The organism is Mesorhizobium sp. BR1-1-6 (assembly GCF_020165355.1).
Classification (GTDB): domain Bacteria; phylum Pseudomonadota; class Alphaproteobacteria; order Rhizobiales; family Rhizobiaceae; genus Mesorhizobium.
In genome coordinates, this window is the sequence record NZ_JAIUHZ010000027.1 from 34,405 (window position 1) to 60,102 (window position 25,698).

Below are 25,698 nucleotides of genomic sequence, written 5' to 3' on the forward strand. Positions count from 1 at the left end.
AGTTCGCCTTCGCGCAAGGCAACCCTTGCGACTGGGCCAGGAGCCGCTCACTTGCCGACCAGTATGTCCTTGATCAGCCGCTGGCAGCGCTCGGCCATGAAATCCAGCAGCAGGCGCACTTTCGGGTCCTGCAGCTTCTTGTGCGGATAGACGGCGGCGAACTGCACCGGCGTCGGCGGCGTGCCGGCCAGGATGATCTTCAGCCGCCGGTCGCGGATGAACGGCTCGACCTCGAAGCGCGGCTTGTTGATGATGCCGCGCCCCGACAGCGCCCAGCCGGTCAGCACGTCGCCATCGTCCGTATCATAGGGCCCGTGCACCTCGAATTTCTGCGGCCCGTTCGGCGTCTGCAGGGTCCAGACATATTCGCGCGCGCCGGAATAGCGCAGCATCAGGCAATCGTGCTTCCTGCTGATCAGTTCCTGCGGCTCGGCCGGCTCTCCGCGCGCCTCCAGATATTTGGGTGCCGCGACCAGCACCCGCTCGCATTCCATGATGCCGCGCATCCTGAGGCTGGAATCTTCGATGATACCGAGTCGGAAGGCGACGTCGATGCCCTCTTTCATGATATCGACATTGTGATCCGAGAGCCTCAGCCGCACTTCGATATCAGGATATTTGTCGTGGAAATCGGGAATACCCGAGGCGACCAGGCGGCGGCCGAGGCCGAGCGGCGCGGTCACGCGGATGGTGCCGCGCGGCTGACCGGAAAGGGCCGAAACCGCGGCCTCCGCCTCGGTGATCGCTTCCAGCACTTGCTTGGCGCCGGTGTAGAACACCGTGCCATGCTCGGTCGGCATCAATTGTCGTGTCGTGCGGTTGAACAGCCGCACACCAAGGTGCTTCTCCAGCTCCTTGATGCGGTTGGAAGCAACCGCCGGCGAAATGCGCATGTCGCGCCCGGCCGCCGACAGATTGCCGAGCTCGACCACGCGGACGAAGACAGCGATGTTGTCGAGATAGGCCATGCGGTTCAGGGGCTTTCAATCAAGCTGTGTGCGAGCAACCTAGTATTTTCCAATTTTTTTTGAAAGTCATCGCACACCTCGCCTCTTTCCGTTTGCGCGCCACACCGTAAAGTCGCTTCATCGGCAGGGACGACTTCAATGATGGATTTCGCTATTTTCTGGGACTGGCTGAGCTTTGCCGTGCGCTGGCTGCACGTCATCACCGGCATCGCCTGGATCGGCTCGTCCTTCTATTTCGTCGCGCTTGATCTCGGTTTGCGCCAGCGACCGGGCATGCCTGTCGGCGCCTTCGGCGAGGAGTGGCAGGTGCATGGCGGCGGCTTCTATCACATCCAGAAATACCTGGTCGCGCCGGCCGAGATGCCGGAACACCTCACCTGGTTCAAATGGGAATCCTACGCCACCTGGCTGTCCGGCTTCGCCATGCTGTGCGTGGTCTACTATGCCGGGGCCGACCTGTTCCTGATCGATCCCAACGTGCTGCCGATGTCTGTGCCGGTCGGGATCGTCCTGTCGATGGCGACGATCGGCGTCGGCTGGGTGGTTTATGACCTGCTCTGCCGTTCGCCGCTGGGCAAAAGCGATACAGGCCTGATGCTGGTGCTCTACTGCGTGCTGGTGTTCATCGCCTGGGGACTGACCCATCTGTTCACCGGCCGCGCCGCTTTCCTGCATCTGGGCGCCATCACCGCCACGATCATGTCGGCCAATGTCTTCATGGTCATCATCCCCAACCAGAAGATTGTCGTTGCCGACCTCATCGCCGGCCGCAAGCCGGATCCGAAATACGGCAAGATCGCCAAGCAGCGCTCGCTCCACAACAATTACCTGACGCTGCCGGTGCTGTTTCTGATGCTGTCGAACCATTACCCGCTGGCGTTCGGCACTGAGTTCAACTGGATCATCGCCTCCCTGGTGTTCATCATCGGCGTGTTGATCCGCCACTACTTCAACACCGTGCACAAGCGCGCCGGCAACCCGCACTGGACCTGGCTGGGCGCCCTTGTCCTGTTCCTCATCATCGTCTGGTTGTCCACCGTGCCGAAGGTGTTGACCGGCGAACCAAAGGCGTCCGCCTCGGCGCAAGTCTATATCGCCTCGGCCCATTTCCCGGCCGTGCGCGACACCGTGCTCGGCCGCTGCTCGATGTGCCATTCACAGGAGCCGGTCTACGAGGGCATCTACCATGCGCCCAAGGGCGTGATGCTGGATACCGACGCCGGCATCGCCGAGCATGCCCGCGAGATCTATCTGCAGGCCGGCCGCAGCCATGCCATGCCGCCCGCCAATGTCAGCCAGATCACCGACAAGGAGCGGGCGCTGCTGGTGGCCTGGTTCGAAGGCGCGGGGAAATAAGCATGACATCGACACTTCTGCGTGGCCGCACGCTGTCCTTCGTGCGCTGGCCTGAAAGCATCGATGATCATTCCGCCTGGCGCTACGAGGAGGATGGCGGCCTGCTGATCCACGACGGCAGGATCGTCGCTGCGGGCGCTTACGTCGATGTTGAAAGGAAGGCAGGCGAGACAGCGAGAAGGATTGATCACCGGCCGCATCTGCTGCTTCCGGGCTTCATCGATGCCCATGTGCATTTCCCGCAGATGCAGATCATCGCCTCCTACGGCGCGGAACTGCTCGATTGGCTGAACGCCTACACTTTCCCGGAGGAGACGAAGTTCGCCAATGCGCAGCATGGCCGGCGCGTCGCGCGGCTATTCCTCGACGAGATGGTGCGCCACGGCACCACGACGGTTGCCGCCTACTGTTCCGTGCACAAGGCCTCCGCAGAAGCTTTCTTCGCCGAGTCGCATGACCGCAACATGCTCAACATCGCCGGCAAGGTGATGATGGACCGCAACGCGCCCGATGGCGTGCTCGACACGCCGCAATCGGGCTATGACGACAGCAAGGCGCTGATCAAGGAGTGGCACGGCAAGGGCCGGCAGCTTTATGCCATCACCCCTCGCTTCGCGATCACCTCGTCGCCGGAGCAGATGGAGATGGCCGGCGCGCTATGCCGCGAATACCCCGACCTGCACATCCAGACGCATCTGTCGGAAAACCATGCCGAGATCGCCTTCACGCAGGAGCTTTATCCGTGGTCGCGCGATTACACCGACGTCTATGAGCATTACGGGCTGTTGGGTAGAAAGAGCCTGCTCGGCCATTGCATCCATCTGTCGGAGCGGGAAGCGGACGCGCTTTCGGACAGCGGCTCCGTAGCCGTGTTCTGCCCGACCTCGAACCTTTTCCTCGGCTCCGGCCTGTTCGATTATCAGCGCTACCGCACCCGCGATAAAGCCCTCCGCATCGCCGCCGCCACCGATGTCGGTGGCGGCACCAACTATTCCATGCTGCGCACCATGGACGAGGGCTACAAGGTGATCGCGCTGAACGGCGAGAAGCTGAACCCGTTCCAGTCCTTCTGGCAGGTCACGCGCGGCAACGCCGAGGCGCTGTCGGTGGCGCAAAGGATCGGCACGCTGGAGGAAGGCACCGATGCCGATATCGTCGTGCTGGACGCCAGGGCGACGTCGTCGATGCGGCTCAGGATGGAGACCGTCGAGACGCTGGCGCAGGAACTCTTTCTCTTGCAGACGCTGGGCGATGATCGCGCCGTGCGCGAGGTCTATGTGGCGGGTCGGCCGCCAAAAACCGATTTGGCAATTTAGAACGTGACGGCGCGTTCCTTGCTTGACCCGGGCTTGACCCAGCGGCAACCATCCGTCAAAGCGTGCGGCGACGTTGAAAGGGGAACGACATGGCCGTTGCCGAAGACATCGCTCTGATCAAGAGACAGGAGGAAGTCCTTGTCTTTCCCGCCTTCGACGAGGCAGTCGCGTTCAGTGTCGGGTCCGCGATCCGCGACAGGGCGCTCACCGAGAATCTCCCGGTCATAGTCGACATCAGGACGTTCGACCGGCCGCTGTTCTACGCCGCCATGCCGGGCTCGAACGCTTCCAATCCCGACTGGGCGCGGCGCAAGATCAACGTCGTCAAGCGGTTCCTGAAAAGCACTTACCGCATGGTGCTGGAACAGCAGCGCCCCGACCGCACTTTCAAGATCGGCGAGGGCCTGGATATTGCTGACTACGTGCTGGCCGGCGGCGGCTTTCCCGTCACGGTCAAGGGTGTCGGGGTCATCGGCGTCATCGCCGTCTCCGGGTTGCCGGAGCGCGAGGATCACGGCGTGGTGGTCGATGCGCTGTGTAATCATTTGGGCCTCGACAAGCGCGAACTGGTATTGCCGCCGGAAGAAAAATCGTGACATCGGCGCCGCCCCTCATCCGCCTGCCCGTCCTTCGCAGCAGCTGCGCTGTAGCTGCTGCGGGTGGAAGTGAAACGCTCCACCGCTGGCTATCCCCCTATGCCCGTTCTTCACGGGGAGAGGGTCGGGGTGAGGCGCAACGTCAGCTCTGCAAGAATGCGCGAAACGCTGCTGGCTGCCGGATATGACCATTCTCGATCCCAAATCCTTCCTCACCTCCATCTTCAACGCCGCCGTCGCCGCCGCCGATCCGGAAAAGACCATCCGCTATCATTTGCCGGTCAGGCCCAAGGGCCGCACCATCGTGATCGGCGCCGGCAAAGGCTCGGCGCAGATGGCGGCGGCCTTCGAGAAAGCATGGGACGGCCCGCTCGAAGGACTGGTCGTCACCCGCTACGGCTATGACGCGAAATGTGAGCGCATTGAGATCATCGAGGCGGCGCATCCGGTGCCGGACGCCGCCGGGCTCGAGGCTTCGCGGCGGCTGCTCGGGAAGGTGCAAGGGCTGACCGCCGACGATCTGGTGGTGGCGCTGATTTCCGGCGGCGGTTCGGCGCTGCTGCCGTCACCGGCAACCGGCCTGACATTGGCCGACGAGATCGCCGTCAACGAGGCGCTGCTGGCGTCGGGCGCGCCGATCGCGGCGATGAACACCATCCGCAAGCATCTTTCCACCATCAAGGGAGGCCGGCTGGCCGCCGCCGCCTGGCCGGCCAAAATGGTGTCGCTGGTTGTCTCCGATATTCCCGGTGACAATCCGGCGCTGGTCGCATCCGGCCCGACCGTTCCCGACACCGGCAGCCGGGCGGATGCGCTGGCGTCGATATCAGCCTACGGCATGAACCTGCCGGCCTCGGTCATGGCGCATATCAATTCACCGGCCGCCGATGCACCAATTCCCGGGGATGAGCGCTTTTCGCGCAACGAGGTGCATCTGATCGCCTCCGCCGGCGTGTCGCTCGAAGCAGCCGCAGCGGAAGCGAGCCGACAGGGCATGGAAGCTGTCATTCTCTCGGATGCCATCGAAGGCGAAGCCCGCGAGGTGGGCGGGGTTCACGCGGCCATCGCGCGCGAAGTAGCGACACGCAATCGGCCTTTCTCAAAGCCGGTGCTGATCCTGTCCGGCGGCGAGACCACGGTGACGCTGCGTGCCAAGGGGAAAGGCGGCCGCAACTCCGAATTCCTGCTCGCCTTCGCCATCGGCATCAATGATGTGAAGGGCATTCACGCCCTGGCCGCCGACACCGACGGCATCGACGGCTCGGAGGACAATGCCGGCGCCTTCGCCGATGGTTCCACGGTCGCGCGCATACGCGCGGCCGGCATCGACGCCAAGGCGATGCTGGCAGGCAACAATGCCTGGACGGCTTTCAACGCGGTCGGCGATCTGTTCGTGCCCGGTCCGACCGGCACCAATGTCAACGATCTCAGGGCCATCCTGATTCGCTAATCGTTTGGATCAGGCAGCCATCAGCCGCTTCACCTGCTTCATGTCGTCAAGGAACCGTTCTCGCTCGGCCTCCTTGTCCGCACGGTCACGGATGCGCAGGATGAAGGATGGATGGATGGTGATGAACACACGCATGCCATCTTCCCGCTCGATCGCCTGGCCGCGCATCTTCGTCACCGGAACCGCCTTGCCGAGCAGCGACAATGCCGCCGTTGCGCCAAGCGCCACGGCAAGGTTCGGTTTGATCAGTCCGAATTCCTGGTCGAGCCACCAGCGGCACGCCTGAATCTCGCCGGCGTTCGGCTTGGAATGAATGCGACGCTTGCCGCGCGGCTCGAACTTGAAGTGCTTGACCGCATTGGTGACGTAGACTTTCTGGCGGTCGACCCCGGCGTCGTCCAGTATGGCGTCGAACACCCTGCCGGCCGGGCCGACGAAGGGAGCGCCGGCGAGATCTTCCTGATCGCCGGGCTGCTCGCCGACGAAAATCACCTTGGCGCCGTCAGGCCCTTCGCCGAACACGGTCTGCGTCGCATCGCGCCACAGCGGGCAGCGGTGGCAAGCCTTCGCTACCTCACGCAGCTCCGAGATCGAGGTGACATCTGGCAGTGGCTCGTCGGACGGCCCGGAAATGCGCCTGGCCGGCCTCTTCGCTTCATGCGTTTGGCCTGTGGTCGCCATCATCCTGTCCTGTCGGTTCTGACACTGAAATGGACGGGAAGGGCGATGGTTCCTCCGAGGGCTCAGACCTCGTGCAGATAGAGGTGATAGTCCAGCTCGCTGACCGTGCGCGCCACGCGCAGGTATTCGGACTGCTTGATCGCCACGAAGGTGCGGTGCAGGTCTTCGCCAAGCGCGCCTTTGAGGAAGCTGGACGCTCTGGCCGCCTCGATCGCCGCGCGCCAGTCGACCGGCATGGTCGTGCGCGTCACCGCCGCCTCATAGCCGTTTCCGGTCGTCTCGGGGCCGGGGTCGAGGCCTTCGTCGAGCCCTTTGACGATGCCGGCAAGCACGGTTGCCGCGATCAGATAGGGGTTGGCGTCGACGCCCGACGGCCGATGCTCGATGCGCCGGTTCCTGGCGTCGCCCGCCGGCACGCGCAGCGCCACCGACCGGTTGTTGACGCCCCAGGTCGGCGCCACCGGTGCATAGGATTGGGAGACGAAGCGCCGCCAGGAATTGGCGTGCGGCGCAAACACCAGCATCGATTCCGCCATGGTCTGGATCAGGCCGCCCAGCCCGCGCAGCAGTGGCAGCGACCAACTCTCGCCACCGGCCTCCGAAAAAACGTTTCGGCTAGCCTTGTCCTGCAGCGAGACGTGGAAATGCATGCCGGAGCCGGCATATTTCTCGATCGGTTTGGCCATGAAGCAAGCGGTGACGCCATGGCGGCGCGCCTGCGCCCGAACCAGCCGTTTCAGCATGACGAGGTCGTCGGCCGCCCGCATCACATCCTTGCGGTAGTTCAGCGTCAATTCGTACTGGCCGGGCGCATATTCGGAAATCACGGTCTCGGCCGGAATGCCCTGTGCCTTGGCCGCGGCATAGATGTCGGTAAACAGCGGCTCCATGCCGTGCAGATGGTCGACCGAGTAGACCTCGGTCTTGCCCGAGACGCGGCCATCCAGCACGGCGTGCGCCGGCTGCACCTTGCCGTCGCTGTCGCGCTCATTGGCGAGGAGAAAAAATTCGAGCTCGAAGGCGCCGGCCGGGTACAGCCCCTTGGACGCCAATATGTCGACCTGCCTTGCCAGCGCCAGCCGCGGGTCCGATGACATCGGCGCGCCGTCGAGATGATACATCGCCATCAGCACCTGGCCGCGCGGCGGGTTGGTCCCGTGGAGCGGCACCAGCGTGCCAGGAATCGGCCAGGCGCGCAGATCGCCGTCGCCGGTGGTCCAGATCAGCCCGGTCTCGTGCACGTCCTCGCCGGTGATGTCGAGGCCGAGGATCGAGATCGGCATGTGCCGGCCGCCTTCGAAGATGGCTTTCAGCTCGTGCCGGCGCACGATCTTGCCACGGCCGACGCCGTTGGCATCGGTCAGCACGATATCGAAGGCTTCGATCTCAGGATGGGCGTCGAGAAAGGCCTGCGCCTCGGTGGGCGTCGAGCCCGAAGGTGAAGTCATGATGGAGCCCGGCCTGGCTTGCGCGCCTGTCTGTTCGGTGGCTTGTCTCATGCCGCAAGCTCCGCCGCAACTGCGCCGAAGGCGGTGATCAGCCGGTTGACCTGGGCGCCAGTGGTCGCCGGAGAGATCAGCATCATATTGTGGAAGGGCGCGATAAGCACGCCGCGATTGACCAGCGCGACATGGATGGCGGCTTCGAGTTCCGGCGCGTGCGCGGCCTCCGCCTCCGCCCCATTGCGCAGCGGGCCCGGCGCGCAGATGAATTCGACGCGGGCGCCGACGCGGGCGACATGCCATGGCAGGCGGTAGCGGTCGATGACCGTGGTCAGCCCGGCATCGAGCCGCCGCGCCAGATGATCCATGCGGTCGTAGTTCTCGGCCGTCATCACTTCTTCGAGCGCGGCGCGCATCGCGGCGAATTGCAGAGGATTGGCCGAGAGCGTCGTGCCCATGCCGGAATAACCCGGCTCTTTCGTCCTGTTGTAGTCGGCGTAGCGCGAGGCGACCTCTTCGCTCATGCCCCATACGCTTGCCGGTACACCACCGGCGATCGGCTTGCCTAGCACGAACAGGTCCGGCTCCAGCCCGTATTTCGCGGAATAGCCGCCCGGTCCGGTCGAGATCGTGTGTGTCTCGTCGATCAGAAGCAGCGTGCCGGCCGCGCGGGTCAGCTTTCGCAGCGCCTCGTGGAAACCGGGATCGGCCAGCACCATGCAGGAATTGGTCAGCACCGGTTCGGCGATGACGCAGGCGACATCCTTGTCCCTGAGCGCTGCCTCCAGCGCGGCAACGTCGTTGAACTCGATGACCTTGGCCGTGCGGGTCAGGTCGCGGAATTCTCCGGCCAATCCGGGCCGGTTGGCCGGCTTGCCGTCGATCAGCCGCACCATCGTCTCGTCGACAGAGCCGTGATAACAGCCGTTGAAAACCAATATCTTTTCTCGCCCGGTGACGGCGCGGGCAACGCGCAGCGCGAAGCGGTTGGCATCGGTCGCCGTCGTGGCGATCTGCCAGAACGGCAGGCCGAAGCGCTGTTGCAGCAGCGGTCCAATGGCGAGCGCATCTTCCGAAGGCAGCATGTATGTCAGGCCGCGTCCGGCCTGCCGGCGGATGGCGCGCGCTATCGCCGGCGGCGAATGGCCGAACATCGATCCGGTGTCGCCGAGGCAGAAATCGTCGAGCCTGTTGCCGTCGATGTCGGTGATCGTAGCGCCTTTGGCGCTCTCGACCAGGATCGGAAACGGCGTCGGCCAGTCGTTCATCCAGTGCATCGGCACGCCACCGAAGAAGCCGGGCAGGCCGTTGCCGGCCTTGGCCTGCGATTTCGGCCGCGCCTTGCGGAAGCTGGCGCCTTCGGTATCCCGCAATGCGGCAATGCGGTCGCGGCTGACGCCGCCAATGGACGTGTGGGCGCTGTGCATGAAACCCCTCTCTGGCGCAGTAGTGGAGTAGTGGGGTAGGCGCTCAACGGCCCGGATGCTCTAAACCCGCTCCCATATTGCCCTACTCCCCTACTCCCCTAACCCGTGATGTCGATAACGCCGCAGTCGCCGGCGGCACTGCCGAAGGCGATGCGGCGTTCTTCCCTGTCCCACATCATCGAGGTGATGGCGCCCTTGCCGGGGCGACGCAACAGCACTTCCTTGGCGTCGGAAAAACGCACCGCCATCACCATGCCGTCCTCATAGCCGATGGCGACGACATCCTGGCTCGGATGGCAGGCGACTGAGGTCACCATCGCATTGCCGCGCGTACCGAGTTCCAGCGGCGCCTTGCCCATTGGCCCGTCCTTGCCTGAAAACGGCCAGACGATCGCCGCCGGCGCGCCGGAACTCGCCAGCCACTTGCCTTTCACGCTCCATGACAGGCTTTTGACCTTGGCGGGATAGCCGCTCATGCGCATGTGCTTGCCGTCCGCCAGCTTCCAGCCGTGCAACGCGTTTTCCTGCATGGTGGTGACCAGGAAGGCGCCATCCGGCGAGAAGGTGATGCCGGTATGGGCGCCGGCCCATTCGAGCTCCACCGGCTTGCCCTCGGCGGCCGGGAAATGCAGCGTCGCGCCATTGTAGCGCGCGACGCCGAAGCGCATGCCCTTGGGCGAAAATGCCAGCCCCTCGACCGAACGCGGATGGGCGAACTCTTTTGTGTGGCCGTCGGCAAAGCGCACATAGGCGGTCTTGCCTGTAGCGTAGGCGATGGCGCCTTGCGGGCCAGCGGCGACGCTGGTGACCCACTTCTTGCCCGCGCTCGCCAATTCCTTGGCCTCGCCGCCCGCTTTCACCGCAAACACCTTGCCGTCTTCGCCGCCGGTGAGCAGCCGGTCATTGGCGGCATCGTGGAAGGCCGCGAGCAGCCCGTCATTGGCCTGCACCGTCTTGTGGCCATTGTCGAGCCGATGGACGGTGCCGTCGGCCAGCGCGAAATGCGGCACGTCGCCGAGGAAGACGGCGGCAAGGCAATGGCCTTCGAGATCAAGCGGGGCGACGGTCGGCATGTAGGACAGGTCCATTCCAGATTGTTGCTGGTCGTCTCGGGAGCCGCCGGCGCGCCAGGCGCGGCCCCACCCTCTCCCGCAAGGGGAGGAGGAAGAGCGGGCAGCGCTACCGCCATAAAGTCCGGAAATCAAGCGGCCTGGCAGGCCTCGAAGCTCTTCTTCAGCCGTTCGGCGTCCAGTTCGCGACCGATGAACACCAGCCGGCTCTCATGCTTCTCGCCGTCTTTCCAGGCGCGCTGGTGGTCGCCCTCGATGATCATGTGCACGCCCTGGATGACGTAACGCTCGTCGTCGCCCTTCAAGGCGATGATGCCTTTCAGGCGCAGGATGTTCGGCCCCTCCATCTGGGTGACCTTCTCGATCCAGGGGAAGAATTTCTTCGGATCCATCTCGCCCCCGCGCAGCGAAACCGACTGCACCGTCACGTCATGGATGTCGGATGGGTGCGCGTGATGGTGGTGCCCATCGTGGTCATGATCGTGCCCGTCATGATCGTGCCCGTCATGATCGTGGTGGTGATGATCGTGGTCATGATCATGATCATGCTCATGGTGGTCGTCATGCGCCTCGAGGAAATGCGGGTCGTTCTCCAGCGCCCTGGACAGGTCGAAGGCGCCGCGGTCGAGCACTTCCGACAGCGCCACGCCGGCGCGGGTGGTGCGATGGATCCTTGCGGCCGGGTTGATGGCGCGGATCGTCGCTTCGACCTTGGCCAGTTCTTCTGGTGTGACGAGGTCGGTCTTGTTGAGCACGACGACGTCGGCGAAGGCGATCTGGTCCTCGGCTTCCTTGGAATCCTTCAGCCTGAGCGGCAGGTGCTTGGCGTCGACCAGCGCCACCACGGCGTCGAGCTTCGTCTTGGAGCGCACGTCGTCGTCCATGAAGAAGGTCTGCGCCACCGGCACCGGATCGGCGAGACCCGTGGTCTCCACCACGATGGCGTCGAAGCGGCCGGGCCGGCGCATCAGGCCCTCGACGACGCGGATCAGGTCGCCGCGCACCGTGCAGCAGACGCAGCCATTGTTCATCTCGTAGATTTCCTCGTCGGACTCCACGATCAGGTCGTTGTCGATGCCGATCTCGCCGAATTCGTTGACGATGACGGCGTAGCGCCTGCCGTGGTTTTCCGACAGGATGCGGTTGAGCAGCGTCGTCTTGCCGGCGCCGAGATAGCCGGTCAGAACGGTTACGGGGATCTGCGTCTGTGCGTCGCTCATGGCTTGCCTCGAATGGATGGGCCTTGAAAGATTTCGGCCTCGAAAGGGATTGTCGGCTCCATATAGGATGCGCGGCGGGCTTTTGCACGAGGCAAACCGCGAATGGCTGCGGTCCAATCCATAGGCCAACGTCTCGTCGAAGCAGGCGGCTGGCGGCGCCCTGCCGGCCATGCGGTATCGGTGCGCAGAAAGAGCCTGTGGACGGCCACGGCGGGCCGATCCACCGCAATCGCTTTCGCGAAAAGTCGTTTGTCATCTAACTGAAATAATCATCTGGCATTAGCCACGGCGGGTACCGCAATGCTTGCCGGCAAAGCTGTTTCAGGCGCCGGAATCTTTTTTGATCGTCGATTGCCAACCGGCCGGCTGCGTCTATGCTGCCCGCACCGATATGGCCGAAGAGGGATGACCATGGCCAAGGCGGACAAGACTGCGACAATGAGCCGGCTGCATTCGGCGGCAAGGCTGGCAAGAACAGCGCTTGCGGCACGGCTGCTGGCGCATGGCTTCTATGCCGGCCAGGACCAGATCATGCTGGCGCTCGACCGCGAGGATGGCCAAACCCCGGGCAATCTGGCTGGCCGGCTCGGCGTGCGCCCGCCCACCATCACCAAAACCATCAATCGGCTGCAGGCACAGGGCTTTCTGCAAAAGCGCGCCTCCGACGCCGATGCCCGCCAGGCGCATATCTTTCTCACCGACACCGGTCGCGAGACCATCCGCGCCATCGAAAAGTCGGTGAAGAAGACCGAAAAGCAGGCGCTGAAGGGCCTCGACAAGAAGGACCAGAAGGCACTGTTCAAATTTCTTGCCCGCATCGAGGCCAATCTTTCGAACGAAGACCTGGCCTTGATCGACGACGACGCCGAGTCGGACGACTGACCGCCGGTTGCGGTGATCAGGCCACCGCGGCGGACCCACGGATCAGCGAAGACCAGCGTCCCGGCGTCATGCCGAATGCCTTCTTGAATTGCCTGTTGAAGTGGCTTTGGTCGCTGAAACCAGCCTCGGCCGCGATCTGTGCCAGCGGCTCGCCGGCGGCGATCATGCGCCGCGCGCGCTGAAGCCGGCGCATCAAAAGGAAACGATGCGGGCTGGTGGAGAAAGCGGCGCGGAAATGCCTGGACAAGGCATAGCGGTCGAACCCGGTAACCGCCTCCAACTCGTCGGATCGCACGGGCCGGGCAGAGTTTTCCGTGAGATAGTCGCGCGCCAGAGCGGCCGCCCGCCAGGCCGTTCCCGGCACCGCTCTCGCCGGCTGGCCGGCATGGCGGGCGAGCCCTTGCAGCAGTTGCGCCAGGAAGTCGGCGACGAACAGCTCGTCGAGTTCCTCCTCCAGTGGACCCAGCGCCGAAAGCAAGGTCGCGCGCAGGCGTTCGTCCGCCACCACGGCTTGCCTGACGAAAGGCAACGATGCGCCACCGAGGCAGTCCAGCATCAGCGACGGTTCCAGATAGAGGATCCTGTAGCGCAGCCTGTCCTCGGTTCCCGCGCCGCCATCATGCAGTTCGTCGGGATGCAGGACGATGATCTGGCCGGGCAGGCTATGCCGCGCGGCCCCGCGATAGCGAAAGCTCTGCACGCCTTGCAGCGTCACCCCGATCGCATAGGTGTCGTGGCGATGCAGGTCGAAGGCGCTGCCGTGGAATCGCGCCTCGATGCGCTCCATGCCGGCGGGGTCGCGGGCGGCAATGATGCAGTTTTCCGCAGCCTCCGCGCACAAACGTCCAAGACCCTGGAACGCCTGGCTGCCTAGATCGAGCGACATCGCTTCCTTTCGCCTTGAAAGGGGCACAACCCCGAATGGTCACTGTCTCATGTTCGATACGAAATTTGCAATCGTGCTCAGGGATGATCTGCCGGTCTGGCAAAAGCTCAACGTCACCGCATTCCTGACCAGCGGCGTCGTCGCGCAGTTCCCCGATATCATCGGCGAGCCCTATCGTGACCGCGCCGGCAATGTCTACAACCCGCTGTCGATCCAGCCCGTCATCGTGCTGTCCGCCGACCAGGCGACACTCGGCGCAATCCACAGCCGCGCCCTGGAGCGCGGAGTAACGAGCTCGCTCTATGTCGAGGAGATGTTCTCGACCGGGTTCGACGCCGCCAACCGCGCCGTCTTCGCCGAATTCGCGCCGGAAGACGCCAAGGTGGTCGGCATCGCATTGCGCGCCGACAAGAAGACGGTCGACAAGATCACCAAGGGTGCTCGCATGCATCCCTGACGACCCGGGCCTGAGCCTGTCCGCAGCTCTTGTTGTGCCAGCGGCTTTTGGCTTGCCGCACGCCCGCAATTGCCGCAAAGGTGGGCCTCAGCCCAGCTTTCCATTCGGCCTGCAAGTGAGTGCTCCCCAAACATCTTCAGAAAGCGCGACGCCGCCGGTGGCGATCCTGTGCATGCTTTCCACCTATGTCTTCTTCACCTTTCTCGACACCAGCAGCAAATACCTCGTCCTAGCCGGCGTCTCCGCGCTTGTCGTCGCCTGGGTGCGCTTTACCGTGCATGTCGTGCTGGTCGGCGCGCTGTTGCGCGGCTGGCGCGAACCGGCGCGGTTCCGTCCGGCCAACCTGCCGGCTCATGTCCTGCGCGGGCTGTTCCTGTTCGGCTCGACCATTTGCAACGTGCTGGCGCTGCGGTCCCTGCAACTGGCCGAGACGACATCGATCTATTTCTTCGGGCCGATGGTCATCACCGCGCTTGCCGGCCCGCTGCTTGGCGAATGGGCGGGCTGGCGGCGGTGGCTGGCGATCCTGGCCGCGTTCGCCGGGGTTCTGATCATCACAAGGCCGGGGGTCGGCGTTTTCGGCATCGGTCATTTGTTCGCGCTCGGCTCGATGCTGTCGAACTGCTTCTATGTGATCATGACCCGGCGCATGTCGGCGACCGAGACATCGGAAAGCCTCATCCTGTTTTCGGCACTGGCCCCGGCGGTGGTGCTCCTGCCCATGCTGCCGTTCTCGTTTTCCCTGCCGCATGATGGCTGGCACTGGTTCATCCTGCTCATGCTCGGCGTCTTTGGCGGCGTCGGTCATTGGCTTCTGGTGCAGGCCTATCGCATGGCCACCACCACCGCGCTCGCCCCCTATCCCTATTCGCAGATGGTGTGGATGATCCTTTCCGGGCTCATCGTCTTCAAGCAGTTCCCCGACCGCTGGACGCTCGTCGGCGCCGCCGTCATCGTCGCCAGCGGTCTCTACATCGTCCATCGCGAGCACCGGCTGCGCCTGCGCAATCGTGCGGTGCTGGACGTCGAGGCGGAAGCGCTGGCAAAAAAACTTTGATTTAGCCTCGAAGGGTGGCATAAGGCCGCCTTTAAACAGTTTAAAAAACGACGGGGGAGGGGAAGGCTGGCACAGAAGATCAAGCTGTCGACGATCGCGGATGCGCTCGGCGTGTCCACGGCCACGGTATCGCTGGCGCTGCGCGACAGCCCGCTGGTGGCAGGCGGCACCCGTGACCGCATCAAGGAACATGCCCGCGCCATCGGCTACATCTACAACCGCCGTGCCGCCAGCCTGCGTACCTCGCGTTCGGGCATTGTCGGCGTCGTCGTGCATGACATCATGAACCCGTTCTTCGCCGAGATACTGCGCTCGATCGAAAGCGAGCTCGACCGCAGCCGCCAGACCTTCATCCTGTCCAATCACTACGACCAGCTCGAGAAGCAGCGCACTTTCATCGACACGCTTTTGCAGCTCGGCGCCGACGGCGTCATCATGTCGCCGGCCATCGGCACTCCGGCCTCGGATATTCTGATGGCCGAGGAAAACGGCCTGCCGGCGGTGCTGATCGCGCGCACCGTCGAGGGCGCCGACGTGCCGGTTTTTCGCGGCGACGATGCCTATGGCACGGGGCTTGCCACCAATCACCTGATCTCGCTCGGCCACAAGCGCATCGCCATGATCGGCGGCACCGACCAGACCTCGACCGGCCGCGATCGCTACCAGGGCTATGTCAACGCCATGGAGGCCGCCGGGCTGGAAGTGCGGCCGGCCTGGCGCATCCCCGGCCCGCGCACCAAGCAGGCTGGCTTCGAGGCCGCCGGACAGTTTCTGGCCCTGAAGGACAAGCCGACAGCCGCCTGCTGCTGGAACGACCTCGTCGCCATCGGCCTGATGAACGGCATCGCGCGCGCCGGCCTGGTGCCCGGCCTGGACATATCGGTCACCGGCTACGACGATCTCGAGGAGGCGGCAATCGCCACGCCGGCGCTGACCACCGTGTGGAACGGTCAGCGCGAGGTTGGCCGCCGCGCCGCCAGCGCCCTGCTCGACAAGCTGAACGGGCAGACGGTGCGGCCCTCTCAGGAACTGATCAAGCCGGAACTGCATGTGCGACAGTCGACCGGCAAGCCGGTGGAGCGTGCATGACAAGGCCCGAGCAACTGCAAACCGTCGCCATCCTGGTGCCGGGGCATTTCAACGACCACGCGGTCGAGCGCATCGACCGGACATTCAGGCGTGTCGGGATCGAGCGCGCCGACCCGTCCCTGGTCACCGATGAAATGCGTGACAACGTGCGCGCCATCGCCTCGTTCGGCGGCATCAGCGCGGCCTTCATGGATGCATTGCCCAAGCTTGAGATCGTCGCCAGTTTCGGTGTTGGCTACGATTCGGTCGATGCCCGCCACGCTGGCGATCACGGCATCATGGTCACCAACACGCCGGATGTGCTGACCGAGGAGGTCGCCGACACCGCCATCGGCCTGCTGATCAACACCGTGCGCGACCTGCCGCGCGCCGAAGCCTGGCTGCGCGACGGCAGCTGGCAGCGCAAGGGCAACTATCCCTTGAGCCGGCTTACCTTGCGCGGCCGCAGCGCCGGCATTTTCGGCATGGGCCGCATCGGGCTCGCCATTGCCCGCCGGCTGGAGGCGTTCGGATTGCCCGTCGCCTATCACAACCGGCGCCGGGTCGAGGGCCTGTCCTACCCCTATCATCCGACGCTGAAGGGCCTCGCCGAAGCAGTCGACACGCTGATTTCGGTGGTCCCGGGCGGCGCCTCGACGGAAAAGGCGGTCGATGCCGAGATCCTGTCGGCGCTTGGCGCCAACGGCGTCTTCGTCAATATCGGGCGCGGCAGCACGGTCGACGAGGCGGCGCTTGCGACAGCCCTCGCCAAGGGCACTATCGCCGCCGCCGGGCTCGATGTCTTCGCCGACGAACCGAACGTGCCGCGGGCGCTGCTTGACGCGACCAATGCCAGTCTGTTGCCGCATGTCGGTTCGGCGTCGGAGCACACACGTCGCGCCATGGCGGATCTGTGCGTCGACAATCTGGTGTCCTGGTTCAGCGAGCGCCGGTCGATCACACCTGTGCCCGAGACCGCGCATGTGAAGGCGCGCTGCTGAGCGGTCGGGCTGCCATATTTATTAACGTCAGCTTAACCCTTTGAAATCATTCTTCATCCTGTCCGTACGCATGGATGAGGATCACCATGAAAACGCTTTCCGTACTGATCGGAGCCGCCGCCCTGTTTGGCGGCGTTCAGCTGTTTCATGGCGGCACTGGCGAAAGCGTCGCTGAAGAGGCCGCGCCGCCCGACACCTACAGGCTGGTCGCCAATGGTGATGAGGGGGTTTGCGCAATCAAACGCGGCGCCACCGTCTCGGACGGCCTGTCGCTTTTGACGGTGGCTCCGAACTGTAGCCGACTCATGCCAGGCATCGAGCGGGCGAAATTCTGGCGCGAGCAGGAGGACGGCACGGTCGCCTTCAGCGTCAACGGCGTCGATCCGATCGTCACCTTCGCGGTCGCCGATGGCGACGGATTCGAATCCTACGCTCCCGCACTGCCGCTGCTGTCGCTGGCGGCCGCCGGGGACCCGAGCACCGACGACTGATTACTCCGCCGCCGCGCGGGCGCCGGCTTTGGCAGCCGCATGCAGGCGAACCGCGTCGCCGAAGGCCCGGAAGATCTTGGCCGAGTTACTATCCGACTTGACCCAGTATTCGGGATGCCACTGGACGCCGACCGCGAAAGCGCGGGCATCCTTTACAGAGACCGCCTCGACGGTGCCGTCGTCGGCCACGGCTTCGATCTGCAGCTTCGAACCAAGCCGGCCGATTGCCTGGCGGTGCAACGAGTTGACCTTCATGTCGCCGGCCCCAAACACACCGGCCAGGCAACTGCCCGCCTTGATCGAAACGGTCTGGTGAATCGCGAAACGTTCGTCCTGATTGTCGCTCACCGGCGCGCGGTGGTCGAGCGAGCCTTCACGCTCCTGGATTTCGGTGCCCAGCGTGCCGCCCAGCGCCACGTTCATCTCCTGGATGCCGCGGCAGATGGCAAGCAGCGGCACGCCACGCTCGATCGCCTTGCGAATCAGCGGCAAGGTGGTGGCGTCGCGTGCCGGATCATACGGGCCGTTCGCCTCGCTGGCATCGCCGCCATAGAGCGAGGGGTCGACGTTGGATTTCGAGCCGGTCAGCATGACGCCGTCGACCGACGACAGCAGCTCATCGAAATCGAGCCGCTCGCCGAACGAAGGCACCAGCACCGGAAACACGCCGGCGCCGGCTATCGCCGCCTCCAGATATTGCTGTGGGGCGGCATGCCAGGTGTAGTTGTCGAATTGACGGACGTCGGTCGATATGGCGACGAGCGGCTGCTGCATTTTGGCTTTGTTTTCCATCTGGGCCGGGGAATCCTGCCTTCAAAATAGGCGATCCCAGCACATTTTTCCATGACAAGTTTCGGTCCGTCGGATGGGCCACCAAACGGCCCGTTAGACTATAGTTGCAAGGCCCTGCGCACACGCCGTCAAATCAGGCCGCCACGCTGGACTCGACTCCTTGCCCGTGTATTGTTTCGCCCAGCCGTGCGGGGCATCGAGCATGCGCCGCACGTCGGTTTGTTGATCCAAAAGGGAGGACTTCATGGATCGTCGTTCATTCATCCGCAAGGCCGGGACGACCGGCGTTGGCGCCGCCGCGGCCGCCGCCACGCTCGCCGCGCCGGCCATAGCCCAGTCCAATCCAAAGGTGACCTGGCGGCTGGCGTCGTCCTTTCCCAAATCGCTCGACACGATCTATGGCGGCGCCGAGGTCTTCTCAAAGATGCTTTCGGAAGCCACCGACGGCAATTTCCAGATCCAGGTCTTCGCCGCTGGCGAACTGGTGCCCGGCCTTCAGGCGGCCGACGCCACGACCGCCGGCACGGTCGAGGCCTGCCACACGGTGGCATATTATTACTGGGGCAAGGATCCGACCTGGGCGCTGGGCGCGGCGGTTCCGTTCTCGCTCAACGCGCGCGGCATGAATGCCTGGCACTATCATGGCGGCGGCATCGACCTGTTCAACGAATTTCTCGCCACGCAAGGCTTGTTCGGCCTGCCTGGCGGCAATACCGGCGTGCAGATGGGCGGCTGGTTCCGCAAGGAGATCAACACGGTGGCCGACCTTTCCGGCCTCAAGATGCGCATCGGCGGCTTCGCCGGCAAGGTTGTGCAGAAGCTCGGCGTCGTGCCGCAGCAGATCGCCGGCGGCGACATCTACCCGGCGCTTGAAAAGGGCACCATCGACGCAGCCGAATGGGTCGGCCCCTATGACGACGAGAAGCTCGGCTTCTACAAGGTCGCGCCCTACTACTACTATCCAGGCTGGTGGGAAGGCGGCCCGACCGTCCACCTGATGTTCAACAAGGCGAAATACGAAGAACTTTCGCCGACTTACAAGTCGCTGCTGCATACCGCCGCGCAAGCCGCCGATGCCAACATGCTGCAGAAATACGACTATCTCAATCCTGCGGCGGTGAAGCGGCTGGTGGCCGGCGGCGCCAAACTGCGTCCGTTCAGCCAGGAGATCATGTCCGCCTGCTTCGAGAAGGCCAATGAGGTCTACGCCGAAATGGAAGCCTCGAACGCGCCGTTCAAGAAGATCTGGGACTCGATCAAGGGCTTCCGTAAGGAGCACTATCTCTGGGCGCAGGTGGCCGAGTACAATTACGACACCTTCATGATGGTCCAGCAGCGCAACGGCAAGCTGTAAGGTTTTTCTGCCTTATTTCGAAGACCCCGGACTCGGTAGTCCGGGGTTTATTCGTTGGGCGTCGGTGCTGGAAACATCGATAGTCGAAGGCGTCGAAACTTGCGCCGCAGGGCCGGGGGTCGAACGGGTTCGAAGCGACAGCGGCACTCAGCCTCGGTCCGGCACCACCACCACCTTGACCTCGCCGGCGGCAGGCGGGTTGGCGATTACCGCGGCGGCCTCTTCCAGCGGCACCTGCCTGGAGATCAGCCGGTCGATCTCGATCGCGCCCGAAGCGATCAGCTCGGCGGCGCGGCGGTGCGTGTAGGGATTGAGGAAGGAGCCGAGAACCTTCAACTCGCGAAACAGAAGATCGAAGGGCTCGAACGCCGCCCTCATGCCTTGCGGCACCACGCCGACAATGACGACCGTGCCGCCGGCCCTCGCCAGCCGCAGCGACTGCTCGACCGTTTCCTGGACACCGGCACATTCGAGCACCACGTCGACACCGCCGGGCACCAGTCCCGCTGGCCCGGAGATGGCATCGATGACGTCGGCGGCGCTTGCGTCGACCGTTGCCGTCGCGCCGAGCTCCTCGGCCAGTGCGCGCCGTGATGCCTGTCGCGTCGACAGGATGATGGTCGTCGCCCCTGCAAGCCTTGCCAGTTGCACTGTGAGCAGGCCGATCACGCCGCCGCCAAGTATGGCGACCGAGGAGCCGGGCTTGATCTCGGCCAGATCCACGCCATGCAGGCAGCAGCCGAGAGGCTCGCAGAAGGCGCCGTGCGTCGGCTTCAAGTCCGCGGGCAGGATGAAGGCCTGTTTCTGCGGCAACACGACGTAGTCGGCGAAGCCGCCGTCGCGATGGATGCCGATGGCATTGAGATTGCTGCACAAATTGATGCGGCCGGCATGGCAATGGCGGCAGCGTCCGCAGGCGATGTTGGGATCGCCGGTGACGCGGTCGCCGATCGAGAAGCCGCTCACGGAATGTCCCATTGCCTCGACGATGCCGGAGAACTCATGTCCGGGTGTTACCGGCGGCCGGCAGGGAAACTCGCCGTGGAAGAGATGCCGGTCCGTGCCGCAGACGCCGCAGGACTCGATGCGCACCAGCAGATCGTCAGGCCCGGGAACCGGCTTGGCGACCTCGCGCAGCGTGATGCTGCCAACCGCTTCCAGCCGTACCGCTTTCATGGTTTTGCGACCTCCGGCATCAGTTGAAATTCGGCGGCTGCGACAGATCCGGCTGTGGTGCCGCCGGTTTGGCGGGCGCCGTGTCGCCGAAGTTCGGCGGTTGCGACAGGTCGGGCGCGGCAGGCGCGGCGGGCGGCGGGGCGCCAGTGGCGGGTGCGGGGCCGCTCCCGGCCGGCGGCGTGCCGAGCGGCGTCAGTCCCGGCACCTCCGGCACCGTATAGTCGATCGTGCCGGAATCGACCGCTGTGCCCTTGTAGTGCATCACCATTTGCGGGAAGGCGATGGTGAGCCCGATCATGATCACCTGGATGCAGACGAACGGCACGGCGCCCCAATAGATCTGACCCGTGGTCACCGGCGCGATCTGCTTGCCGGTCAAGCGGTCGAGATAGGGCACCCGGGCGGCGACCGAGCGCAGGTAGAACAGCGCGAAGCCGAAGGGTGGATGCATGAAGCTGGTCTGCATGTTGACGCCCAGAAGCACGCCGAACCAGATCAGGTCGATGCCGAGCTTGTCGGCGGCCGGTGCCAGCAACGGCACGATGATGAAGGCCAGTTCGAAGAAATCGAGGAAGAAGGCAAGCACGAAGACCAGGATGTTGACGCCGATCAGGAAGCCGACCTCGCCGCCCGGCAGCGAGGTCAGGAGATGCTCGACCCAGATGTGGCCGTTGACGCCGTAGAAGGTGAGGGAGAAGACGCGCGCGCCGATCAGGATGAACAGCACGAAGGACGACAGCCTTGTCGTCGAAGCGAGCGCCTGCTTGACCACGTCGAGCGACAGCCGGCCTTTGATCGCCGCCATCGCCAGCGCGCCGACAGCGCCCATGGCGCCGCCCTCGGTTGGAGTGGCGATGCCAAGGAAAATGGTGCCCAGCACCAGGAAGATCAACGCCAATGGCGGGATCAGCACGATCACGACCTGCTGCGCCAGCCGCGACATCATGTTGATTTTCAGGCGCTGATCGGCGATCGCAACGATATAGATCACGGCCACTCCGATGCTGGCGCCGAGGATGTCGGCATTGTCGCCATGGGTCGGTGCGAGATAGCGGTAGGCCGCGTAGGAGATCGCCACCGTCGCCAGCAACGCCACCAGCAGCGACACGACGCCATGGCCGAGCGTGCGTGCTTCCAGCGGCAGCGCCGGCATCGAATTCGGCCGGACGATCGTCATGATCAGGATGTAGAGCATGTAGAGGCTGGTCAGCACGATGCCGGGGATCAGCGCGCCCGCATACATGTCGCCGACCGAGCGGCCGAGCTGGTCGGCGAGCACGATCAGCACCAGCGACGGCGGGATGATCTGGGCGAGCGTTCCGGACGCGGCGATGACGCCGGACGCCAGCCGGCGGTCATAGCCGTAGCGCAGCATGATCGGCAGCGAGATCAGCCCCATGGCGATGACCGATGCCGCCACCACGCCGGTCGTCGCGGCCAGCAGCGCGCCGACGAAGATCACGGCATAAGCAAGCCCGCCGCGGATCGGCCCGAACAGCTGGCCGATCGTATCGAGCAGGTCTTCCGCCATCCCCGATCGCTCGAGCACGATGCCCATGAAGGTGAAGAAAGGGATCGCCAGCAGCGTGTCGTTCGACATCACCCGGCTGCCGTAGAAATTATCCGGCAACGCATGCAGCAGCGGCCAGGCGAGATTGATCGAGCCGCCCGAATAGGGTGAGACCAGCACGCCGATGAAAAAGAACAAAAGTCCGTTGGCGGCGAGCGAGAAGGCGACGGGATAGCCGATCAGCAGGAAGAGGACCAGCGAGGCGAACATGATCGGCGCCATGTTCTGGGCGATGAACTCGATCACGAGCGCACCTCGTCGGCCAGTGCCTTGGCTTCGAGTTCCGCCTGCTCATGCGCCGATATGAACGGGGTCGGGTCGTCCATGTCGCCGCGCATGATGGCGATCTTCTTGATGATCTCGGAGATGCCCTGCAGCGCTAGCAGGAAGAAGCCGACCAGCAGGATCGCCTTTGCCGGCCAGATGATCAGCCCGCCGGAATTGTTCGACATTTCGCCGCTGCGGAACGACAGCGACACATACGGGACGAAATAGATCACCATCAGCGTCACGAACGGCATCAGGAAAAAGACATGGCCGAAAAGGTCGATCCAGTGCTGCACGCGGCGCGGGAACAGGCCATAGACGATGTCGATGCGGATATGGTCGTTCTGCTTCAGCGTGTAGGCCGCCGCCAGCATGAAGGCGGCGCCGAACAGGTACCATTGCAGCTCCAGCCACGCATTCGACGAGGTGTCGAACACCTTGCGGATGGTCGCGTTAGCGGCGCTCACTAGGATTGCCAGCAGGATCAACCACGATATCCATTTGCCGATGAACTCGTTCACACGGTCGATCGTCCTGGATAGAGCGAGAAGCCCTGCCATGCATTCCTCCCTTTTGTCCGAGGCGCGACGGCTCCCCGTTGTTTTACGCCGCGCCGCTGTGGCCTAACCGTATGCCGTGCGTGGCAGGACGGGTCAACACAGGAGCGGCGCTGTCAACGCGGTTGTGAGACGAGGAAGCCGACGAAGCGCAGGGCTGCGGCGCAGGGCTCGGAAAACCGGAACCGGCTTCCGGCAGGGTTCGTGGGCAAAATCAAAGCGTTAAGGCGGTCGTTTCGTTGCTGAAACAGGCTTATCGGTGGCAGGCGTCATGCAACCAAAGTCTGATGCGGATCACGCGATCTTGGTCTGGTCGCGGCCAGCGCCGATCAGCACCAGCATGGCGACGAGGAACAGGTACATCCACGCGTCGCGCCATTCCACCGGGAAATAGCCCGCCCACAGCGACTCGGCCATGCCGAAGGCGGCAGCGCCCAGGGCCGCCCGCGGCGGCGAGAGATAGCCGCCGACCGCTGTCACGAACAGGATCTTGAGCCCGTAGACGAGGCCGGAACCGAAACTGACATTGCCGTAATAGAGGCCGGCCATGACGCCGGCCAGCGCGGCGCAGAAACCGCCGAACAGCACTGCGTGGCGGAACACGGCGCGCACGTCGACGCCGCACATGGCGGCCGCCTTGGGATCGTCGGAGACGGCGCGCCAGCGCCGGCCGAAATTCGAATGGGCAAAGCCCCAAGCTGCAAGCGCCACCGCCCCCAGCACCACGGCGCAATCGAGCAGCTGGATCAGCGTCAATGTCGCCTTGAAGCGGGCATCCTGCGCGAAAACGACAGGTTGCGCCAGCATAGGCGGCAGCCACAGATCATGCGTGTCGGCGGCGATGCGGCTTGCTTCAGATAAGACCAGCAGGATGCCAAGCGTGGTCACCACGATGGCGTTGGGCGAGCGGTCGGCCAGCGGTTCGAAGACGCTGCGCGACAGGACGCGGCTGATAAGCGCGGCGTAGAGGAAAACCGCTGCGACGCCGAGCACCACCGCCGCCGTCAGCGTCAGCCACAGCACCTGGTAGCCGAAGGCGGCGGTCAGGATCATCGTCTGTCCGCAGAAGGCGAACAGCGCGCCATAGGCCAGGTTGGTGCGGTGCAGGATGCCGTTGGTCAGCACATAGCCGAACGCCAGCAGCGCATAGAGTGCGCCTGAATGCAGCCCGTTCAGGACCTGCTGGAACAGATACAGCATGCGAAAATCCTCGGGGCATGTCGCCCAAAGCGCATAGCGGTTTTGGGACGACGATACGCTCCAGACAGAGAGCGGCAATACTCGCTTCAGGGCAGACTTGCATCGTCGAATCTAACTTGTCAAATGCCATTTATCGGTTAGATTTCGGACATGACGGTATCCTGGACCCCGCACCGCTTCACCGGCGGCCTGCTCGCGCTCGACACGGCTAACACCGTCGTGCTGCGTGCCGATCCCGAGAGGACCTTCGACCGTTTTGACGATCCGCGCGAGATCGCCCGCTTCGCGGACGCGGCGAGCGGCTTTCGCGCCGCCGAGCTTGGCGGCAGGCGGCTGGCGGTCTCCGCGCCGGCTGTAATCGCGCCTGTCGTGCTGGCGATCCGCGAGGCGACGGACCGGTTGTTTCGCCACGCCGTGTTGAGGGGCGCCGTCGCCACCGATCATCTCTCAGGCTTGCTGGGGGCCTGCGCCGGCGGTCTTGCCGGCAGCCGGACCGAGATTGCAGCGCCCGGAAAGCCGTTCGGCGATCCGGCAACGCCGATCGCATTCGAAGCGGCACTGGCGGTTTCCGCCCTGTCGCTGCTACGCGAGGACACGGTCGCCAGGCTCAGGATCTGTCCCAACTGCACCTGGCTGTTCGTCGACCGCAGCCGTAATTCCAGCCGCCTTTGGTGCGACATGGCGGTCTGCGGCAACCGCCAGAAGGCAAGCCGCCACTATCGCCGCCGCAGGGCGGCCAATGAGGTCAACAATGTCCAGGATTAGCTCTCGTTCAGCCCTGCTCGGCATGGCGCTGATCGCGGCGATGGCGCTCGGCGCCTGCCGCGACACCACCAAGGACGGTGAAGGCAAGTTGTTCGAGATTTCGGGCAAGATATTCGTCTTCAACTATCGTCTTGCCAGGGCGACCTATGTCGTGACGCTGCGGCCCCTGCGGCCGATGGGAGAGGGCCAGGTCGCGGTCGCCAGCTTCCAGGATCCGGCCGGCGGCGCGCCGTTGGTGGTCGAGCAGAAGGTCTGGCCCAAGCTCGACAAGGTGACGCTGGAGAGCCCGGCTTTGACCTGCGTCGTCAAGAACAAGCCTTATACGATCGCCATCGCTATCAAGGGCTCCGACGGCGCGGTCCTGCAGAAGATCGACACCACGCTGATGTCCACCGAAGACCAGTCCATCCTGCCCGACCGGCCGCTCGTCATTGACCAGCTCTACACCGCCAATCCCGATCTCGTCGGCCACCCCGACGGCAAGCTGCCGGGCGAGCCGAAGCCCGACTGCTCCAAGGGCACCTGACGCTCGCCGCCAAGCCGAAAGGCAAGCGAGATTTTCGTACGCCCGGACATTGCTCGCGGGGCGATTTCATACCGGGCAAGGGATGACGGCGGATCGTTCGTTGCGCGTTGCCTGGCACGTCCG

Annotated in this window: 25 protein-coding genes; 13 read left to right on the plus strand and 12 right to left on the minus strand. The window is 64.3% G+C overall.

The genetic code is table 11. From position 1 onward, the window contains the following. Positions 1–47 precede the first annotated feature (47 nt). Positions 48–968: a LysR family transcriptional regulator gene (locus LB545_RS29010; protein WP_140501163.1), complete on the minus strand. Its 921-nt coding sequence runs from the start codon at positions 966–968 to the stop codon at positions 48–50. 138 nt (positions 969–1,106) lie between these two features. Between LB545_RS29010 and LB545_RS29015 the strand changes: the two genes are divergently transcribed. From LB545_RS29015 to LB545_RS29030, 4 genes are all read left to right on the plus strand, one after another. Then, positions 1,107–2,324, plus strand: a complete 1,218-nt coding sequence (locus LB545_RS29015; protein WP_140501161.1) for a urate hydroxylase PuuD — start codon at positions 1,107–1,109, stop codon at positions 2,322–2,324. Between the two features lie 2 nt (positions 2,325–2,326). After that, entirely contained in the window at positions 2,327–3,640 is a 1,314-nt protein-coding gene (gene guaD / locus LB545_RS29020) for a guanine deaminase (protein ID WP_224706190.1), read from the plus strand. A gap of 89 nt (positions 3,641–3,729) precedes the next feature. Beyond that, the gene (locus LB545_RS29025; RefSeq protein ID WP_140580611.1) at positions 3,730–4,236 is read left to right on the plus strand and encodes a heme-degrading domain-containing protein; all 507 of its coding nucleotides are present in this window, start codon (positions 3,730–3,732) and stop codon (positions 4,234–4,236) included. Positions 4,237–4,420: 184 nt separating this feature from the next. Further along, a complete protein-coding gene (locus LB545_RS29030) occupies positions 4,421–5,686 on the plus strand; it encodes a glycerate kinase (RefSeq protein WP_140729536.1) in 1,266 nt (421 codons plus the stop codon). Between the two features lie 9 nt (positions 5,687–5,695). Here the strand turns inward: LB545_RS29030 and LB545_RS29035 are convergent, their stop codons facing one another. The 5 genes from LB545_RS29035 to LB545_RS29055 all read right to left on the minus strand — a co-directional run bounded on the left by LB545_RS29035 (position 5,696) and on the right by LB545_RS29055 (position 11,526). Continuing rightward, complete coding sequence (locus LB545_RS29035) at positions 5,696–6,493, minus strand: UdgX family uracil-DNA binding protein (protein ID WP_318012575.1); 798 nt, start codon at positions 6,491–6,493, stop codon at positions 5,696–5,698. Further along, entirely contained in the window at positions 6,430–7,815 is a 1,386-nt protein-coding gene (locus LB545_RS29040; protein ID WP_140558777.1) for a glutamine synthetase family protein, read from the minus strand. The genes LB545_RS29035 and LB545_RS29040 overlap by 64 nt, the downstream gene beginning before the upstream one ends. 47 nt (positions 7,816–7,862) lie before the next feature. Next, positions 7,863–9,236: an aspartate aminotransferase family protein gene (locus LB545_RS29045; protein WP_140558757.1), complete on the minus strand. Its 1,374-nt coding sequence runs from the start codon at positions 9,234–9,236 to the stop codon at positions 7,863–7,865. A gap of 98 nt (positions 9,237–9,334) precedes the next feature. After that, on the minus strand, positions 9,335–10,309 hold the full coding sequence (locus tag LB545_RS29050) for a WD40 repeat domain-containing protein (protein WP_140686568.1): 975 nt from the start codon (positions 10,307–10,309) through the stop codon (positions 9,335–9,337). 128 nt (positions 10,310–10,437) lie between these two features. Then, positions 10,438–11,526: a CobW family GTP-binding protein gene (locus LB545_RS29055; RefSeq protein ID WP_224706191.1), complete on the minus strand. Its 1,089-nt coding sequence runs from the start codon at positions 11,524–11,526 to the stop codon at positions 10,438–10,440. 411 nt (positions 11,527–11,937) lie between these two features. Here LB545_RS29055 and LB545_RS29060 point away from each other — a divergent pair, with 411 nt between their 5' ends. Further along, positions 11,938–12,408 carry a MarR family winged helix-turn-helix transcriptional regulator gene (locus LB545_RS29060; RefSeq protein WP_140525594.1) on the plus strand — a complete coding sequence of 157 codons (471 nt, stop codon included), beginning with the start codon at positions 11,938–11,940 and terminating at the stop codon, positions 12,406–12,408. 16 nt (positions 12,409–12,424) lie between these two features. Here the strand turns inward: LB545_RS29060 and LB545_RS29065 are convergent, their stop codons facing one another. Next, on the minus strand, positions 12,425–13,294 hold the full coding sequence (locus LB545_RS29065; protein ID WP_224706192.1) for an AraC family transcriptional regulator: 870 nt from the start codon (positions 13,292–13,294) through the stop codon (positions 12,425–12,427). Between the two features lie 49 nt (positions 13,295–13,343). On the opposite strand from LB545_RS29065, the gene LB545_RS29070 reads away from it, so the two are divergent. From LB545_RS29070 to LB545_RS29090, 5 genes are all read left to right on the plus strand, one after another. Continuing rightward, positions 13,344–13,751: a DUF2000 family protein gene (locus LB545_RS29070; RefSeq protein ID WP_140567817.1), complete on the plus strand. Its 408-nt coding sequence runs from the start codon at positions 13,344–13,346 to the stop codon at positions 13,749–13,751. A 172-nt stretch (positions 13,752–13,923) separates the two neighbouring features. Continuing rightward, positions 13,924–14,808, plus strand: coding sequence for a DMT family transporter (locus tag LB545_RS29075; RefSeq protein WP_181172188.1), 885 nt, complete (start codon positions 13,924–13,926; stop codon positions 14,806–14,808). 66 nt (positions 14,809–14,874) lie between these two features. Continuing rightward, positions 14,875–15,897, plus strand: a complete 1,023-nt coding sequence (locus LB545_RS29080) for a LacI family DNA-binding transcriptional regulator (RefSeq protein WP_140501249.1) — start codon at positions 14,875–14,877, stop codon at positions 15,895–15,897. Beyond that, positions 15,894–16,877 (plus strand): 2-hydroxyacid dehydrogenase, encoded by a 984-nt coding sequence (locus LB545_RS29085; RefSeq protein ID WP_140501139.1) that lies wholly within the window; start codon positions 15,894–15,896, stop codon positions 16,875–16,877. Before LB545_RS29080 ends, LB545_RS29085 begins: the two co-directional genes overlap by 4 nt. An 86-nt stretch (positions 16,878–16,963) precedes the next feature. Then, positions 16,964–17,368, plus strand: a complete 405-nt coding sequence (locus tag LB545_RS29090; protein ID WP_140501137.1) for a hypothetical protein — start codon at positions 16,964–16,966, stop codon at positions 17,366–17,368. Here LB545_RS29090 and LB545_RS29095 read toward each other — a convergent pair whose 3' ends face one another. Next, positions 17,369–18,160 (minus strand): gamma-glutamyl-gamma-aminobutyrate hydrolase family protein, encoded by a 792-nt coding sequence (locus LB545_RS29095; protein ID WP_224647246.1) that lies wholly within the window; start codon positions 18,158–18,160, stop codon positions 17,369–17,371. A gap of 244 nt (positions 18,161–18,404) precedes the next feature. Here LB545_RS29095 and LB545_RS29100 point away from each other — a divergent pair, with 244 nt between their 5' ends. After that, the gene (locus LB545_RS29100; RefSeq protein ID WP_140501135.1) at positions 18,405–19,514 is read left to right on the plus strand and encodes a TRAP transporter substrate-binding protein; all 1,110 of its coding nucleotides are present in this window, start codon (positions 18,405–18,407) and stop codon (positions 19,512–19,514) included. Positions 19,515–19,661: 147 nt separating this feature from the next. Here the strand turns inward: LB545_RS29100 and LB545_RS29105 are convergent, their stop codons facing one another. From LB545_RS29105 to LB545_RS29120, 4 genes are all read right to left on the minus strand, one after another. After that, positions 19,662–20,690 carry a zinc-dependent alcohol dehydrogenase family protein gene (locus tag LB545_RS29105; RefSeq protein ID WP_140501133.1) on the minus strand — a complete coding sequence of 343 codons (1,029 nt, stop codon included), beginning with the start codon at positions 20,688–20,690 and terminating at the stop codon, positions 19,662–19,664. 19 nt (positions 20,691–20,709) lie between these two features. Then, positions 20,710–22,506 carry a TRAP transporter large permease subunit gene (locus LB545_RS29110; RefSeq protein WP_224619961.1) on the minus strand — a complete coding sequence of 599 codons (1,797 nt, stop codon included), beginning with the start codon at positions 22,504–22,506 and terminating at the stop codon, positions 20,710–20,712. Beyond that, a complete protein-coding gene (locus LB545_RS29115) occupies positions 22,503–23,087 on the minus strand; it encodes a TRAP transporter small permease subunit (protein WP_140501131.1) in 585 nt (194 codons plus the stop codon). Before LB545_RS29115 ends, LB545_RS29110 begins: the two co-directional genes overlap by 4 nt. A gap of 291 nt (positions 23,088–23,378) precedes the next feature. Continuing rightward, complete coding sequence (locus LB545_RS29120; protein WP_224706193.1) at positions 23,379–24,284, minus strand: branched-chain amino acid ABC transporter permease; 906 nt, start codon at positions 24,282–24,284, stop codon at positions 23,379–23,381. Between the two features lie 150 nt (positions 24,285–24,434). Between LB545_RS29120 and LB545_RS29125 the strand changes: the two genes are divergently transcribed. Next, the gene (locus tag LB545_RS29125; RefSeq protein WP_224706194.1) at positions 24,435–25,049 is read left to right on the plus strand and encodes a CGNR zinc finger domain-containing protein; all 615 of its coding nucleotides are present in this window, start codon (positions 24,435–24,437) and stop codon (positions 25,047–25,049) included. Next, positions 25,036–25,575 (plus strand): hypothetical protein, encoded by a 540-nt coding sequence (locus tag LB545_RS29130; protein WP_411970497.1) that lies wholly within the window; start codon positions 25,036–25,038, stop codon positions 25,573–25,575. The genes LB545_RS29125 and LB545_RS29130 overlap by 14 nt, the downstream gene beginning before the upstream one ends. Positions 25,576–25,698: the final 123 nt, after the last annotated feature.

Excerpts from the sequence above, each read along its gene's own strand:
- LB545_RS29010 (WP_140501163.1), bottom strand. The coding sequence starts at position 968 with ATGGCCTATCTCGACAACATCGCTGTCTTCGTCCGCGTGGTCGAGCTC.
- LB545_RS29015 (WP_140501161.1), top strand. The coding sequence starts at position 1,107 with ATGATGGATTTCGCTATTTTCTGGGACTGGCTGAGCTTTGCCGTGCGC.
- guaD (WP_224706190.1), top strand. The coding sequence starts at position 2,327 with ATGACATCGACACTTCTGCGTGGCCGCACGCTGTCCTTCGTGCGCTGG.
- LB545_RS29025 (WP_140580611.1), top strand. The coding sequence starts at position 3,730 with ATGGCCGTTGCCGAAGACATCGCTCTGATCAAGAGACAGGAGGAAGTC.
- LB545_RS29030 (WP_140729536.1), top strand. The coding sequence starts at position 4,421 with ATGACCATTCTCGATCCCAAATCCTTCCTCACCTCCATCTTCAACGCC.
- LB545_RS29040 (WP_140558777.1), bottom strand. The coding sequence starts at position 7,815 with ATGACTTCACCTTCGGGCTCGACGCCCACCGAGGCGCAGGCCTTTCTC.
- LB545_RS29045 (WP_140558757.1), bottom strand. The coding sequence starts at position 9,236 with ATGCACAGCGCCCACACGTCCATTGGCGGCGTCAGCCGCGACCGCATT.
- LB545_RS29050 (WP_140686568.1), bottom strand. The coding sequence starts at position 10,309 with ATGCCGACCGTCGCCCCGCTTGATCTCGAAGGCCATTGCCTTGCCGCC.
- LB545_RS29055 (WP_224706191.1), bottom strand. The coding sequence starts at position 11,526 with ATGAGCGACGCACAGACGCAGATCCCCGTAACCGTTCTGACCGGCTAT.
- LB545_RS29060 (WP_140525594.1), top strand. The coding sequence starts at position 11,938 with ATGGCCAAGGCGGACAAGACTGCGACAATGAGCCGGCTGCATTCGGCG.
- LB545_RS29065 (WP_224706192.1), bottom strand. The coding sequence starts at position 13,294 with ATGTCGCTCGATCTAGGCAGCCAGGCGTTCCAGGGTCTTGGACGTTTG.
- LB545_RS29070 (WP_140567817.1), top strand. The coding sequence starts at position 13,344 with ATGTTCGATACGAAATTTGCAATCGTGCTCAGGGATGATCTGCCGGTC.
- LB545_RS29075 (WP_181172188.1), top strand. The coding sequence starts at position 13,924 with ATGCTTTCCACCTATGTCTTCTTCACCTTTCTCGACACCAGCAGCAAA.
- LB545_RS29085 (WP_140501139.1), top strand. The coding sequence starts at position 15,894 with ATGACAAGGCCCGAGCAACTGCAAACCGTCGCCATCCTGGTGCCGGGG.
- LB545_RS29090 (WP_140501137.1), top strand. The coding sequence starts at position 16,964 with ATGAAAACGCTTTCCGTACTGATCGGAGCCGCCGCCCTGTTTGGCGGC.
- LB545_RS29095 (WP_224647246.1), bottom strand. The coding sequence starts at position 18,160 with ATGGAAAACAAAGCCAAAATGCAGCAGCCGCTCGTCGCCATATCGACC.
- LB545_RS29100 (WP_140501135.1), top strand. The coding sequence starts at position 18,405 with ATGGATCGTCGTTCATTCATCCGCAAGGCCGGGACGACCGGCGTTGGC.
- LB545_RS29105 (WP_140501133.1), bottom strand. The coding sequence starts at position 20,690 with ATGAAAGCGGTACGGCTGGAAGCGGTTGGCAGCATCACGCTGCGCGAG.
- LB545_RS29115 (WP_140501131.1), bottom strand. The coding sequence starts at position 23,087 with ATGGCAGGGCTTCTCGCTCTATCCAGGACGATCGACCGTGTGAACGAG.
- LB545_RS29120 (WP_224706193.1), bottom strand. The coding sequence starts at position 24,284 with ATGCTGTATCTGTTCCAGCAGGTCCTGAACGGGCTGCATTCAGGCGCA.
- LB545_RS29125 (WP_224706194.1), top strand. The coding sequence starts at position 24,435 with ATGACGGTATCCTGGACCCCGCACCGCTTCACCGGCGGCCTGCTCGCG.
- LB545_RS29130 (WP_411970497.1), top strand. The coding sequence starts at position 25,036 with ATGTCCAGGATTAGCTCTCGTTCAGCCCTGCTCGGCATGGCGCTGATC.